The sequence below is a fragment of the Leucobacter tenebrionis genome (assembly GCF_019884725.1).
Lineage (GTDB): Bacteria > Actinomycetota > Actinomycetes > Actinomycetales > Microbacteriaceae > Leucobacter > Leucobacter tenebrionis.
The window spans coordinates 3,160,193-3,172,637 of record NZ_CP082322.1 but is presented as its reverse complement, the minus strand read 5'-3'; the positions used below and the strand labels follow the sequence as shown (position 1 = coordinate 3,172,637).

Below are 12,445 nucleotides of genomic sequence, written 5' to 3'. Positions count from 1 at the left end.
TACGGCCTGCGCGGGGCGCTCGTGTGCCGGAGAGCGCGCCGGGTCGCTGGAGCTCACGGGGCCACCGGGCGGGCCCAGCTCCTATGCTGGTTCCATGACGCAGGAGACTCGGGATCACGACGCGCTCACGGTGTTCGGCATCGACGCGGGGTCCGACGCCCCGCCCTTCCGACAGCTGCACGACGCCGCGATGCGGGCGGTCTCCGAGGGGCGACTGGCCCCGGGGCAGAAGCTCCCGACCATCCGCGCCCTCGCAGCTCACCTGGGTCTCGCCGTCAACACGGTCGCGGCGGCGTACCGAGCTCTGGAGGAGTCGGGTGTCGTCGAGGGGCGCGGCCGAGCGGGCACCTTCGTGTCGCTCGGCTCGGATCCGGTCGATGCTGCCGCCCGGCGCATCGCACTCGACGCTGCCGAGCGCCTGCGTGGGCTCGGGTTGGATCGCGCCCGGATCCGCGCGCTGCTCGACGAGGCCGTCGGGGCCTCGGGAGCGCAGCCGGGTCAGTAGCCCGCGGGAGGCGCGGTGCGGTCGGGATCGGCCTCGCCGTCCCACGCCTCGAGGATCGCGGCGGTGCCCGACACTCCGAACCTGGTGGCGCCGGCCGCCCACAGCTCGCGAACGGCGGCCGCCGTGCGGATCCCGCCCGATGCCTTCACGCCGAGTCTCCCGCCGACCGTCTCGGTCATCAGGCGCACGGCGTGCAGGCTCGCCCCGCCCGCCGGATCGAAGCCGGTCGAGGTCTTCACGAAGTCGGCGCCCGCGGCCTCGGCCGCGCGGCACGCCCCCACGATCTCGGCATCGGTGAGCGCGGCCGACTCGATGATGACCTTCAGCACGAGCTCGGGGCAGGCTGCCCGGACGGCGTGGATCTCGCCCTCCACCGCGGCCCACTCCCCCGTCGCGGCGGCCTCCCGCACGAGCCCGCGGTTCAGCACCATGTCGATCTCGTCCGCGCCGTCGGCGACCGCCTGCGCCGCCTCGGCGGCCTTGACCTCCGAGCGATGCGCACCCGAGGGGAAGCCGACGACGGTGACCGCTTCGAGGCTCCCGCGATCCGCCGCATCGAGCGGCAGCAGTGACGGGCTGATGCACACCCGCCGCACGCCCAGGTCGCGGGCAGCCCCGAGAAACTCCACGAGTTCCTCGCGGGTCGTGCCGGGAGCCAGCAGGGTGTGATCTGCGACGGACAGGAACTGCTGTTTCGAAAGGCTCATGGGTTCCAGGCTAGTCGTCGGGAGTCGGCTCGATCGCCTCCCGTCGAGTCTTCGCCCACCCCGTGACGCCGAACATCTGGCGCAGCAGCGAACGGTACACGACCGGGTAGATGAGCCACGAGTAGAAGATGTAGAGGTGCGCGACCAGCACGCCGACGATGAACGGCCAGATCCCTCTGCGGCGTCTCGCGAGCAGCACACCGGCGACCCCGGGCACCGCGGAGAAGAGGTAGGCGAGCACCAGTATGAAGACCGTGAGCGGCGGCCGGGCGATACCGGTCGTCAGGAAGACGACGCTCAGCACGACCGAGAGCCCGACCCACGCCTGCACCGCGGGCATCATGAGATACCAGAACTGATCCCATCGGGCCGCGACCCCCACATGGCGATTGCGGATCGTGGGGCCGACCAGATCGAATACCTGCCAACCGCCCTGAGCCCATCTCGTGCGCTGTCGGTAGAGCGCGCGCAGCGAGTTCAGCCCCTGCTGCGAAATGGTGACGTCTGACGCCTGCGCGCCCTTCCAGCCCGCGTGGATCAATCTGAGACCGATGTCCTGATCCTCGGTGAGCCGCCCGGCGCGCCAGGGGCCGGCATGCCCCGCCGAGTCTTCGACCGCGATCTCGTCGAGCGCGGCGAGACGATTGAACTGGCCGTTGCCGCCCATGTTCGCCGTGCCCCACCCGGTGCGGCCGAGCTGGAACACCGTGCCGAACACCCCGAACTCGAGGTCCTGGGCGAGCGTGAGGAAGGTTTCGCGATTGTAGATCCGCACCTGCGACTGCACCCCGCCCACCTCGGGATCGTCGAAGTGCCGCGCCGCTCTCCCGGCCTGGGGGTCGAGTCGCCCGTCCGCATCCACGATCGCCACGATGACGCGCCGCGGATCCCAGCCCCGGTAGGGGCCTTCGCCGAGCACCACCCGGTGGAGATAGCGCCACGCGTCGTTCAACGCCTCCGACTTGCCCTGGCGCGCGTGCGGAGCGACCCGGGTGAGAACGGTCAGCTCGGGCAGGGCCATCTCGGAGAGGATCTCGCCGGTCCGATCGTCGGACCCGTCATCGATGACCAGAATCCGCTTGTTCGTCACCTCGACCTCCGCGAGCCGGAGCACCGAGTCGGCGATCGTGATCTCCTCGTTGAGCGCGGGGACCATGAACACCCACAGGTACTCGCTCTCCGTCTCTCCCCCCCTCCGGCCGCGCCGCCCGCCGGCGGCTCCCAGGCGCAGCTGCCTTCCGGCGCGCACCGCGAGGATCGCCAGCGAGGCCGTGGAGCTGAGCACGATGACCAGCGCGAAGAGGAAGATCGGTACCGCCCAGATCGGCAGCCCGTCGTACATGTGGAGCAGGAAGTACCAGGTGCGCTCGACCTCTCGCTCGAACGGGGTCTGCTCTGCGACGAGCTCAAACATGGGTCTCCGCGATATCGAGACCGAACCGGCGACGCACCGCGTTCCGCAGGCCCCCGCCGTTCAGCTCCTCGGGCACAGGTCCGTCGCGCAAGATGTTCTCGAGAGCCTGCACGATGCGCTCGGAGGCCCGACCGTCGCCATACGGGTTGAGCTTCGCGGCGCGACGCGCGTGCTCGTCGTCGTCATCGAGAAGCTTGACCGCCTCCTGCACGATCCGCGTCGGATCGGTGCCCACGAGCACGAGCGTGCCCGCGTGCACGCCCTCCTCCCGCTCCGTGGTCTCGCGCGCGACGAGCACGGGTGTGCCCAGCGCCGGGGCCTCCTCCTGCACTCCGCCCGAGTCCGTGATGATGATCCGGGCCGCACCCATGAGCCGGGCGAAGTCGGCGTAGTCCCGCGGCTCGACGAGGAGGGCGTTCGGCATTCCTTCGAGCGCCTCGATGAACGACCGACGCGCGACCGGGTTCGGATGCATCGGCACCACGAAGCGCGTCTCGGGGTACCGCTCGGCGAGTTCGCGCACGGCTGCGGCGATGTTCTCGAGACCCTCGCCCCAGTTCTCGCGACGATGGGCCGTGACGAGCACGATTCGAGGGCGAGGATCGGTCTCGAGCTCCTCGAGCCCCGGGCCGAAGCCACCCTCTTGCGTCGCGACCCACTGCAGCATGTCGATGGAGGTGTTACCGGTGACGAGGATTCGGTCGTAGTCGACTCCCTCGCGCACGAGATTCATCTTGTTCGTGGTGGTCGGTGCGAGGTGGAGCGCGGCGATGCGCGAGATGAGCTGTCTGTTGCCCTCCTCCGGGAACGGTGAGAGCAGGTCCGACGTGCGCAGACCCGCCTCCACGTGCACGACCGGGATACGCAGGTTGAATGAGGCGATCGCGGCGGCAGCTGCGGAACTCGTGTCGCCGTGCACGAGGCAGGCGACCGCGCCGCCGACCTCGCGGCGCCCGTCGGCCCGATACTCCTCGGGAACGGATTCACTCGACCAGACCCGGTCGATGCCGACGATAATGCGTGCGACCATCTCGTTCAGCGACGGTTTCACGCCGTCGACGGGCTGAGAGGCGTGCAGGCTGGCGTCCACGCGGAGCCCCGCCTTGCGGATGAGATCGTCGACGAGGTCGGTGTGCTGCCCCGTGGCGATCACCACGGGCCGAAACGTGCCGGAGTCCTGAAGGGCGCGTACGACCGGGATCATCTTGATCGCCTCGGGTCGAGTACCGATGACTACGAGCACTCGCGTGCGCTCTGCGTATGGAATCATGTGCCCCCCGGCTTCGTCGTACCTGCGTAGAACGATCGTACTCAGCTCTCAGCGTCGGGATAGATGCTGCGGGTCTCGCCTCGGCGGTTGCGGCCTCCCCGACGACGGCCGAGATGGATCACGGGCAGCAGCTTCGACACCCCGAGCACCACGTAGATGAGGGTGTTGACCGCCACGAGCGTGGCGAACGCGCCGAACCAGTCGGTGTGCAGGATCTCTTCCGGAAAGAGCAGCCCCGTATCGAACATCACTGCACCCCCTGCCGCGTCGCGGCGGTGTCGCCGCGCTCGAACTGCTGAGTGGCGCCGCCTGCACCCGGTTCACCGGTCGGGGACTCTGCGGCCGTGTGCTGAACGTGCTTCCAGGTGGGTCGCCGCCCCGCCGAGATCTCGATCACGCCCTTCAAGAAGGCGAGGTTGAGGAAGCAGTCGTAGACCAGCTCGGGAATGACGAGCGCCGCGAGCACCCGCGCCCGCCACCCGCCGCGCCAAGCGGTGACGGTACGCTCGACCGCGAACAGCAGGCCGACGCCCAGCCAGAACGGGAACCACACCCAGGTATCCATGGCGGTGAGCATCAAGAACATCAGGGCGAAGTAGGCGAAGAGCGCGAACACCCCGTAGCCGATCGCGACCTGCTGGCTCCAGTACCTGAAGGTCTGGGGAGTCACGCCGTACGCTCCCAGGTTCTCCAGTGCCCCGCGCTGCCAGCGCAGGCGCTGCGCCCAGAGCATCCGCCAGGTCGGCATCAGCTCGGTGGTCACCGCGCACTGCTGCGGAGACACCATCAGCCCTCCGAGCGACTTGATCGCGATCGTCAGCTCGTTGTCCTCGGTCAGAGCGAAGGTGTCGTAGACATCGCCTCTGATGCCGGGAAGGGACGAGCCGCGCGCTTCCGCGACCGCACGCAGCGCAGTCGCCCGGAAGGCCGTGCCCGTACCCGTGAGCACGAAGACCCGCCCGTCGCGGCGCGAGATCTCCCGCTGGTACCGGAAGTACTCATTGCGCTGGAACTGTCCCAGAATGCCGTGCCCCTCCTCCCCCTGGAAGAGGCCGCCGACCGCCATGAGCGCGCGATCCCAGGTGAAGCGCTCGACGGCGGTCGCGATGAACCCCTCGCTCAGCTGGGTGTCGGCGTCCATGACGAGCACGGCATCGTTGTCGCCCATGCCCGGAAGCAGGTCCGAGAGCGCCTGGTTGAGCGCCCCGCCCTTCTTGTGGGTGTTGCCGACGGTTTCGAAGACCTCAGCGCCGAAGCGCCGGGCGACCTCGGCGGTGCGGTCGGTGCAGTTGTCGGCGATCACGAGCACGCGCTGCGGGGCGACGGTCTGGTCGCGCAGCGAGGCGAGCGTGTCGGGCAGGGACGCCTCTTCGTTGTGGGCCGGGATCAGCACGGTGACGGTGACCTCGCCCGTGAAGACGCCCCTCGTCTGCGCCATGATGCGCTTCGGGGCCAGCGTGCGATCGGCGACCTCGAGCGGGGTGCGGCGGTATCGGTTCGCGACGATGCGCTCGGTCGCCACGACGATGACCACGAAGAGGAGCGCGGCGCCGAGCGATATCGCGACGATCGTGAGGTCCGGCACCTCGGCGTTGTAGAGCACCGTCCACACCCCCGCGAGGGTGATCTGCACCGGTTGCCACGCGGCCTCCGCGTTCGTCGCGGTGACTCCCCAGACCAGCAGGCCGACCGCTATGAGCACGATGAAGATGATGAACACGCCGACCAAGCGTTGAAATACCCGATGCAAGTCGTGCCTTCCCTGTACTGCACCGGAACGCCCGGTCACAGATGCATATTAGACCACCGCGCCACCGCGATCCGCACCCCATCCCTCTCGGTTCACCAAGCCTCGGGAAGCAGCGCCCCGCCGGACTCGGGCCCGTGCGCCGCCCGCTTCAGGAACCGGTGTGCGGCCCGACGCGCTGCACCCGCACCACGGGCTCGCCCTCGGCTTCGGACGCGGCCAGATCGATGACACCCTCAATCCCCCAGTCGCGGTCTCCCGCGGGGTCGAGCAGCACCTGCCGGAAGCGCCAGACGCCCTCGGCCACGGTCTCGGGGTCGCGGTCGATCTCGAGAAGCCCCGCGGCGCGGGCGTCGGCGTCGACGCGGATCTCGTCGTACTCGGTGTAGTAGCCGTCGAGCGCGTCGCGCCACGCCTGCTCGCCGAAGGCTGTGCCCGGCGCGCCCCCGCCGTCGAGCTCGGCGAGCTCCTCGTAGCGCTCGAACGCCGCCGCCTGCACCCGACGGAACAGCGCATTGCGCACCATCACCGTGAAGGCCCGCTCGTTGCGCAGCACGGAGCGGGTCGGTGGAGCGACGACGACCTCGCTGTCCGCTGCATGCGCGAGCTCGGACGCGTGCGCTGCTGCCGCTTCCGGGTTCGACAGTTCCTCCCACTCGTCGATAAGGCTCGAGTCGATCTGGCGCACCAGCTCGCCGAGCCAGTCGATGAGCTCTTCGAGCTCGGGCGTCTTCGCCTGCTCGGGAATGGTGCGCTCGAGCGCGCGATAGGCGTCGCTGAGGTAGCGCAGCACCCCGCCTTCCGCGCGGCCCAGTTGATAGAAGGAGACCAGGTCGCGGAACCCGAACGCGCGCTCCACCATGTCGCGCACCACCGCCTTGGGGCGCAGCTCGTAGTCGCGCGCCCACGGCACCTCTTTCGTGTACTCGTGGAACGCCTCGTCGAGCAGCTCCTTGAGCGGCTGCGGATGCGTGACCTGCTCGAGCAGTTCCATGCGCTCGTCGTACTCGATGCCCTCGGCCTTCATCGCGGCGACGGCCTCTCCGCGGGCCCTGTGCTCCTGGGCTCGCAGAATGGCTCGGGGATCCTCGAGGGTGGCCTCGATGATCGAGATCACGTCGAGGGCGTAGCCATCCGATTCGGGATCGAGCAGCTCGATCGCAGCGAGGGCGAAGGGCGACAGCGGCTGGTTCAGGGCGAAGTTCGCCTGCAGTTCGACCGTGAGCCGCAGCAGCTTCTGCGTACGTCCGCTCTCGTCGATGTGCTCGTGCACCTCGACGATGCCCCCGTTGCGCAGCGTGCGGAAGATCTCGATGGCCGTGCGAGCGTGCGCGTATTGACGCGCCTTCGGCTCGTGGCTGTCGAAGATGAGCATCTGCATTGTATTGAGGGCTTCGCCCTCCCACTCCTCGCCGCGGCCGATCACGCCGAGCACCATCGAGTGAGTGACGCGCATGCGGCTGACGAGCGGTTCCGGTTGCGACGAGACCAGCTTCTCGAGCGTCTGCTCGCTCCAGGCGACGAAGCCCTGCGGCGCCGCCTTCTTCTTGGCGGGCTTCACCTTCTTCCCGCCGCTCGCCTTCGCGGCAGCCTTGGCCACCGCCTTCGCGTTCTCGATCTCGTGCTCGGGCGCGAGCGCGATCACGTCCCCCTCGGTATCGAAGCCCGCCCGGCCGGCGCGCCCCGCGATCTGGTGGAATTCGCGTGCACTGAGGCGGCGCATCTTCTCGCCGTCGAACTTGGTGAGCGCGGTGATCACGACCGTCCGGATGGGAACGTTGATGCCGACGCCGAGCGTGTCCGTGCCGCAGATCACCCGGAGCAGGCCCCGCTGCGCGAGCTGCTCCACGAGGCGCCGGTAACGCGGCAGCATCCCGGCGTGGTGCACGCCGATCCCCGCCCTCACGAGGCGCGAGAGCGTGGAGCCGAAGCCCGTGGAGAAGCGGAAGTCCCCGATGGCCTCTGCGATCTCATCGCGACCGGCGCGATCGACGATGCGAATGCTGGCGAGTGCTTGCGCCTGCTCGACCGCATGGGACTGGTTGAAGTGCACCAGGTAGGCCGGGGTCTGCCGGTTCTCGACGAGGCTCTCCACGACTTCGTGGGCGGGAGCGACCTCGTAGCTGAAGCTCAGCGGGACCGGGCGCTCCACTCCGGTCACGAGGGCGGTGTCTCGCCCGGTCGCGTCGCTCAGATCGGCCGCCAGCTCGGTGACGTCGCCGAGGGTGGCCGACATGAGCAGGAACTGGGCATCGTTCATCAGCAGAAGCGGCACCTGCCAGGCCCAGCCCCGATCGGGATCGGCGTAATAGTGGAACTCGTCCATGATCACCTGGGTGATCCCGCCGGCCTCCGGGTTGTCGACGTCTTTGTCGCGGATCGCGAGATTGGCGAGGATCTCCGCGGTGCAGCAGAGGATGGGCGCATCGGGGTTGATAGAGGTGTCTCCGGTGACCATCCCGACGTTGGATGCTCCGAAGACGTCGATCAGGTCGAAGAACTTCTCGCTCACGAGCGCCTTGATGGGCGCCGTGTACACGGTTCGGCGCCGCTCGGATAGGGCGATGAAGTGCGCACCGATGGCGACGAGCGACTTACCGGTGCCCGTGGGCGTCGCGAGGATCACGTTGCTGCCCAGCGCGATGCCGAGCACCGCCTCCTCCTGCGCCGGGTACAGCCGCAGCCCGCGGTCTTCCCAGGCCCACTCCTCGAAGGCGGCGAACGCCTCGTCCGCCTCCGCGAACGCGGAGGACTCGAGCAACGATCCCAGATTCATACGTGTGCGCTCTTCTCAGTCGTTCGGGTTCAGGGCGGTCGCGCTGTCGAGGGCGGCGAACTTGGCCTGCATCGTCGGGTTGCCCCGCGTCAGTTTCTTGATCGAGACCCCCTGGGCCTTGTCGTTCGCAAGGCGCAGATTGTTCTCCGACTTCAGCAGTTGCTCCTTCACCTTCTGCATCTCGGTGATCGAGGTATCGATGCGCTTGATCGCCTCCTGGAACTGCTTCGAGGCGAGCTCGTAGTTGCGGCCGAAGGCCCCCTTGAAGGCGTCGAGCTCGTTCTCGAAGTTCGTGATGTCGATGTTCTGGGCCTTCACGAGCTCGAGCTCGTTCTTGTAGCGCAGGGCGTTCATCGCCGCATTGCGCAGGAGCGTGATCAGCTGGATGAAGAACTGCGGTCGGATCACGTACATCTTGGGGTACCTGTGGGAGACGTCGACGATGCCGGTGTTGTACAGGTCGCTCTCCGGTTCGAGCAGCGATACGAGGACCGCGTACTCGCAGCCCTTCTCCCGCCGATCCTTGTCGAGCTCTCTCAGGAAATCCTCGTTCTTGTGCTTCGTGGCGGTCGTGTCGGATTCGTTCTTCATCTCGAACATGATCGACACGATCTCGGTGCCGCGCTCGCCGGCCTCGTTCGTATCGAAATCGCGGAAGATGTAATCGCCCTTGCTGCCGGTGCGGGCGTCGTTGTCCTTCTCGAAGTGCGCGCGGGGAAAGGCGGTCGCGCGGATCTGATTGAACGTCGTCTCGCAGTGCTGTTCGAGCGTCTCGCCCACCATCTTGGTCGAGAGCTTCGCCTTCAGGTCGCGCAGGCGCTCGATCGCCTCGTCGCGATCCCGCAGCTGCACCTCGTAGCGATCCTTCAGCGACTTCTCGGCGAGCTGCTTCTCGAGCTCCGCCCGCTCCAACCCGTTCTTGAACTCGTCGCGCTCCTTCTCGACCCTGCCGACGGCCTCTGCGATCGCGAGCTTCCGCGCGGTCTCCTCCGCCTCCAGCCGCGACCGGAGCTCCTGTATCTCGGAGTCCTTCGCAGCTGCCGTCTGCTTCAGCTCTGCGGCGAGGGTCGCCGCCGCCAGCTCTTCTGCCGCCTCTCGCTCCCGCTTCACCCGATCCAGTTCGTTCGCGAGCGCATCCCGCTCCTTCTCGACCGAACCGAGCGCTTCAGAGACCGCGAGCTTCCGCGCGGTCTCCTCGGCTTCGAGCCGGGAACGGAGCTCCTGAAGCTCGGCGTCCTTCGCAGCCGCGGCACGCTGCAGCTCCCCGGCCGCACGCACCGCGGCCAGTTCGAGTGCCTTCTCCTTCTCCTGCTCGGCCAGCTCCAGGCGCTCGCTCAGCTGCTGCTCGAACTCATGGTCGCGCACCTGCTTGATGATGTCGGCGTAGCCGGCCTCATCGGCGGTGAATGCCCTGCCGCAGTGCGGGCACTTGATCTCATGCATCCGGAGCCTCCCTCTGCATCTCGGCTGTGAACTCCTCAACCCTCCCACAGACCACCGACATTCTTGATCTCGGCACTCCCGCCGGCGGCCGCAGGCCAGAGGTCTCCCGTGCCGGTTGCGCCCGATACACTGCGACGCATGGCCGATCCGATCCTCTTCCGCCCATTCCGACTCCGCAACCTCGAGGTGCGCAACCGCCTCTGGGCGTCCCCCATGTGCCAGTACTCCGCAGAGCACGAGGACGGCGCACCCGGCGACTGGCATCTGCAGCACGTCGGGGCCCTCGCCCGCGGTGGGGCCGGACTCGTGGTGATGGAGGCGACGGCCGTCACACCCGAGGGCCGCATCTCGTCACGCGACCTCGGTCTGTGGAACGAGGACCAGACGGCCGCCTTCGCCAGGGTCACCGCAATCGCGCACTCGCACGGAGCACGCATCGCGGTGCAGCTCGCGCACGCCGGCCGCAAGGCCTCGACCTATCCCTGGTTGCCCGGCCGGCCCGAGGGCAGCGTGCCCGTCTCCGAGGGAGGCTGGCAGACGGTCGCACCCTCCGAGGTCCCGTTCGGGGACTTCGCCGCCCCGCATGCCCTGAGCACCGACGAAGTCGCCGGTCTCGTCGAGGCCTTCGCCGCCGCAGCCGACCGCGCGGTTGCCGCCGGCTTCGACGCCGTCGAGGTGCATGCGGCACACGGCTACCTGCTGCACGAGTTCCTCTCCCCCCTCTCGAATCTGCGCGACGACGACTACGGCGGCGACGCTGAGCGGCGCGCTCGGCTGCTCCGGGAGGTGGTGCGGGCGATTCGGGCGCGGCACGCCGATCTGCCGATCCTCGTGCGGATCTCGGCGACCGAGTGGATCGAGGGCGGCTTCGGTCTCGATGAGGCCGAGCAGCTCGTCGCCCGTCTCGCGGAAGACGGCGTCGACCTGATCGACGTCTCATCCGGCGGCAATGTCCCCGCCGCACGGATCCCGGTCGGTCCCGCTTACCAGACCCCGCTCACCGCGCATCTGCGCGGGGCGACTCCGGCCGGATCCCTCGCTTTCGGCGCCGTCGGCCTCATCACCGACGCGGCTCAGGCGGAGTCGCTCCTGGTCACGGGGCAGGCCGATGCGATCTTCGTGGGGCGCCCGCTGCTCGCGGATCCGCACCTGCCGCTGAGATGGGCCCACGAGCTGCGCGCACCCGCGGCCGCATCGCTCGTGCCGCCGCAGTACCACCGCGCGCGATTCTGACACGCGCGATGCGCCCGCAGCGGGCTCGCCCCGGTGATCGATGTCGGAGGCTCGGTTTACACTGACCGCATGACCGACATCATCACCGCGGAACAGCTGCTGCATCTGCGCATGCGCGCGCTCGGGCTCGGGCCGACGCCTGCCGGTATCGCGACCGGGTCCGAGGCTGCGGGGTCGGCGCGGATCGAAGCGGTCGCCGAGCACATGCTCGCGGTACAGGGGCAGGACTGGCGATCCTCTCAGTTCGCACTCGGGCTGCGCGCCCCCGGTACCGACGCCGCCGACGTGCAGGCGGCGTTCAACGAGGGCCGCGTCGTGCGATCCTGGCCGATGCGCGGCACGATCCACGTCGTCCCGGCCTCGGACATCGGCTGGATGCAGCGGGCGACGGGGCACCGCGTGCTTGCCGGGGCGCCGAAGCGCCGGGAGTTCCTCGGCATGAGCGATGCGGTGCTCGAGCAATTGGTCGACGTCTCGCTGCAGGCGCTCACGGGGCTGGCGGCCGAGGGGCGGGGCCTCGATCGCGACGCGCTCTCCGCGATCTGGACGGAGGCGGGAATCGACTGGAAGAGCAACTGGCGCTATCACATCATCTGGTGGCTCTGCCAGAACGGCCTGGCCACGTTCGGCCCCGTGCACGGCGGGGAACCGCTGCTGGTCCGGGCCGATGAGTGGATCCGGGATCCGCGAGCGCTCGAGGGCGACGAGGCGCTCGCGGAACTCGCCGCGCGGTACGCGGCGGCGCGCGGCCCGGTGCGGGAGCGGGATCTGGCGTGGTGGACGGGGCTGACCGCGCGAGAGGCCCGCCGAGCGATTCAGATGGCCTCCGAGAGCGGCAGGATCGCGCTGCTGCGACTCGACGGGGCGTCGGGGGCCGCGGCCTCGCTCTGGGCGGATCCCGCGGCGCTCGACGAGCTTCCCCGCTCCTCCCACGGATCCGCTGCCGAGTGGTTGCTGCTGCCGTCCTTCGACGAGCACCTGCTCGGGTACACCGACCGCGAGGCGCAGCTCGACCCCGGTCACTTCGAGCGCATCGTGCCGGGCCGCAACGGCATGTTCCTCGCCACGGTCGTCGCCGATGGCCGCGTGGTCGGCACCTGGAAGCGCAGCACCCGGAAGAACGGCGGCCTCGAACTCACGCCGTTGCCCGGTATGGGCATCGACCTCGACGCACTCGTGCCTGCAGCAGAGCGTTGGGCCCGCTTCCACGGCCGGGAGACGCCCGCGCTCACCCTCCTGCCTCCCTCGGAGAAGGCATCATGAGCCGCGCACCTCGCGGTCCATCGACGCGAAGGTCCGTCGACGCCGAGACCCATCGACGCCGAGCGTCGGGCCACCCCTCGAACGTGA

10 protein-coding genes are annotated in these 12,445 nt (G+C 68.9%); 3 read left to right on the top strand and 7 right to left on the bottom strand.

Annotated elements, in window-relative coordinates; genetic code table 11:
• Positions 1-94: 94 nt before the first annotated feature.
• On the top strand, positions 95-505 hold the full coding sequence (locus KVY00_RS14525) for a GntR family transcriptional regulator (protein ID WP_255572664.1): 411 nt from the start codon (positions 95-97) through the stop codon (positions 503-505).
• On the opposite strand, the gene deoC is transcribed toward KVY00_RS14525, so the two are convergent.
• The 7 genes from deoC to KVY00_RS14490 all read right to left on the bottom strand — a co-directional run bounded on the left by deoC (position 499) and on the right by KVY00_RS14490 (position 9,862).
• Entirely contained in the window at positions 499-1,212 is a 714-nt protein-coding gene (deoC, locus tag KVY00_RS14520) for a deoxyribose-phosphate aldolase (protein ID WP_223043578.1), read from the bottom strand. The genes KVY00_RS14525 and deoC overlap by 7 nt on opposite strands.
• A 10-nt stretch (positions 1,213-1,222) precedes the next feature.
• Complete coding sequence (locus KVY00_RS14515) at positions 1,223-2,626, bottom strand: glycosyltransferase family 2 protein (RefSeq protein ID WP_223043577.1); 1,404 nt, start codon at positions 2,624-2,626, stop codon at positions 1,223-1,225.
• Entirely contained in the window at positions 2,619-3,896 is a 1,278-nt protein-coding gene (gene wecB, locus KVY00_RS14510; protein ID WP_223043576.1) for a non-hydrolyzing UDP-N-acetylglucosamine 2-epimerase, read from the bottom strand. The genes KVY00_RS14515 and wecB overlap by 8 nt, the downstream gene beginning before the upstream one ends.
• 41 nt (positions 3,897-3,937) lie before the next feature.
• Positions 3,938-4,147, bottom strand: coding sequence for a hypothetical protein (locus KVY00_RS14505; protein ID WP_394358252.1), 210 nt, complete (start codon positions 4,145-4,147; stop codon positions 3,938-3,940).
• Positions 4,144-5,616 (bottom strand): glycosyltransferase family 2 protein, encoded by a 1,473-nt coding sequence (locus KVY00_RS14500; RefSeq protein WP_223043575.1) that lies wholly within the window; start codon positions 5,614-5,616, stop codon positions 4,144-4,146. The genes KVY00_RS14505 and KVY00_RS14500 overlap by 4 nt, the downstream gene beginning before the upstream one ends.
• A 178-nt stretch (positions 5,617-5,794) precedes the next feature.
• Positions 5,795-8,419 (bottom strand): DEAD/DEAH box helicase, encoded by a 2,625-nt coding sequence (locus KVY00_RS14495; protein ID WP_223043574.1) that lies wholly within the window; start codon positions 8,417-8,419, stop codon positions 5,795-5,797.
• A 15-nt stretch (positions 8,420-8,434) separates the two neighbouring features.
• Complete coding sequence (locus KVY00_RS14490; protein WP_223043573.1) at positions 8,435-9,862, bottom strand: DUF2130 domain-containing protein; 1,428 nt, start codon at positions 9,860-9,862, stop codon at positions 8,435-8,437.
• Positions 9,863-10,000: 138 nt separating this feature from the next.
• Between KVY00_RS14490 and KVY00_RS14485 the strand changes: the two genes are divergently transcribed.
• Together KVY00_RS14485 and KVY00_RS14480 are read left to right on the top strand one after the other, a co-directional pair.
• Entirely contained in the window at positions 10,001-11,095 is a 1,095-nt protein-coding gene (locus tag KVY00_RS14485; RefSeq protein ID WP_223043572.1) for an NADH:flavin oxidoreductase/NADH oxidase, read from the top strand.
• Positions 11,096-11,164: 69 nt separating this feature from the next.
• Complete coding sequence (locus KVY00_RS14480; RefSeq protein WP_223043571.1) at positions 11,165-12,358, top strand: winged helix DNA-binding domain-containing protein; 1,194 nt, start codon at positions 11,165-11,167, stop codon at positions 12,356-12,358.
• Positions 12,359-12,445: the final 87 nt, after the last annotated feature.

What these genes read in the sequence shown, in the direction of transcription:
- KVY00_RS14490 (WP_223043573.1), bottom strand. Translation starts at nt 9,862, where the DNA reads ATGCATGAGATCAAGTGCCCGCACTGCGGCAGGGCATTCACCGCCGAT.
- KVY00_RS14485 (WP_223043572.1), top strand. Translation starts at nt 10,001, where the DNA reads ATGGCCGATCCGATCCTCTTCCGCCCATTCCGACTCCGCAACCTCGAG.
- deoC (WP_223043578.1), bottom strand. Translation starts at nt 1,212, where the DNA reads ATGAGCCTTTCGAAACAGCAGTTCCTGTCCGTCGCAGATCACACCCTG.
- wecB (WP_223043576.1), bottom strand. Translation starts at nt 3,896, where the DNA reads ATGATTCCATACGCAGAGCGCACGCGAGTGCTCGTAGTCATCGGTACT.
- KVY00_RS14525 (WP_255572664.1), top strand. Translation starts at nt 95, where the DNA reads ATGACGCAGGAGACTCGGGATCACGACGCGCTCACGGTGTTCGGCATC.
- KVY00_RS14515 (WP_223043577.1), bottom strand. Translation starts at nt 2,626, where the DNA reads ATGTTTGAGCTCGTCGCAGAGCAGACCCCGTTCGAGCGAGAGGTCGAG.
- KVY00_RS14480 (WP_223043571.1), top strand. Translation starts at nt 11,165, where the DNA reads ATGACCGACATCATCACCGCGGAACAGCTGCTGCATCTGCGCATGCGC.
- KVY00_RS14495 (WP_223043574.1), bottom strand. Translation starts at nt 8,419, where the DNA reads ATGAATCTGGGATCGTTGCTCGAGTCCTCCGCGTTCGCGGAGGCGGAC.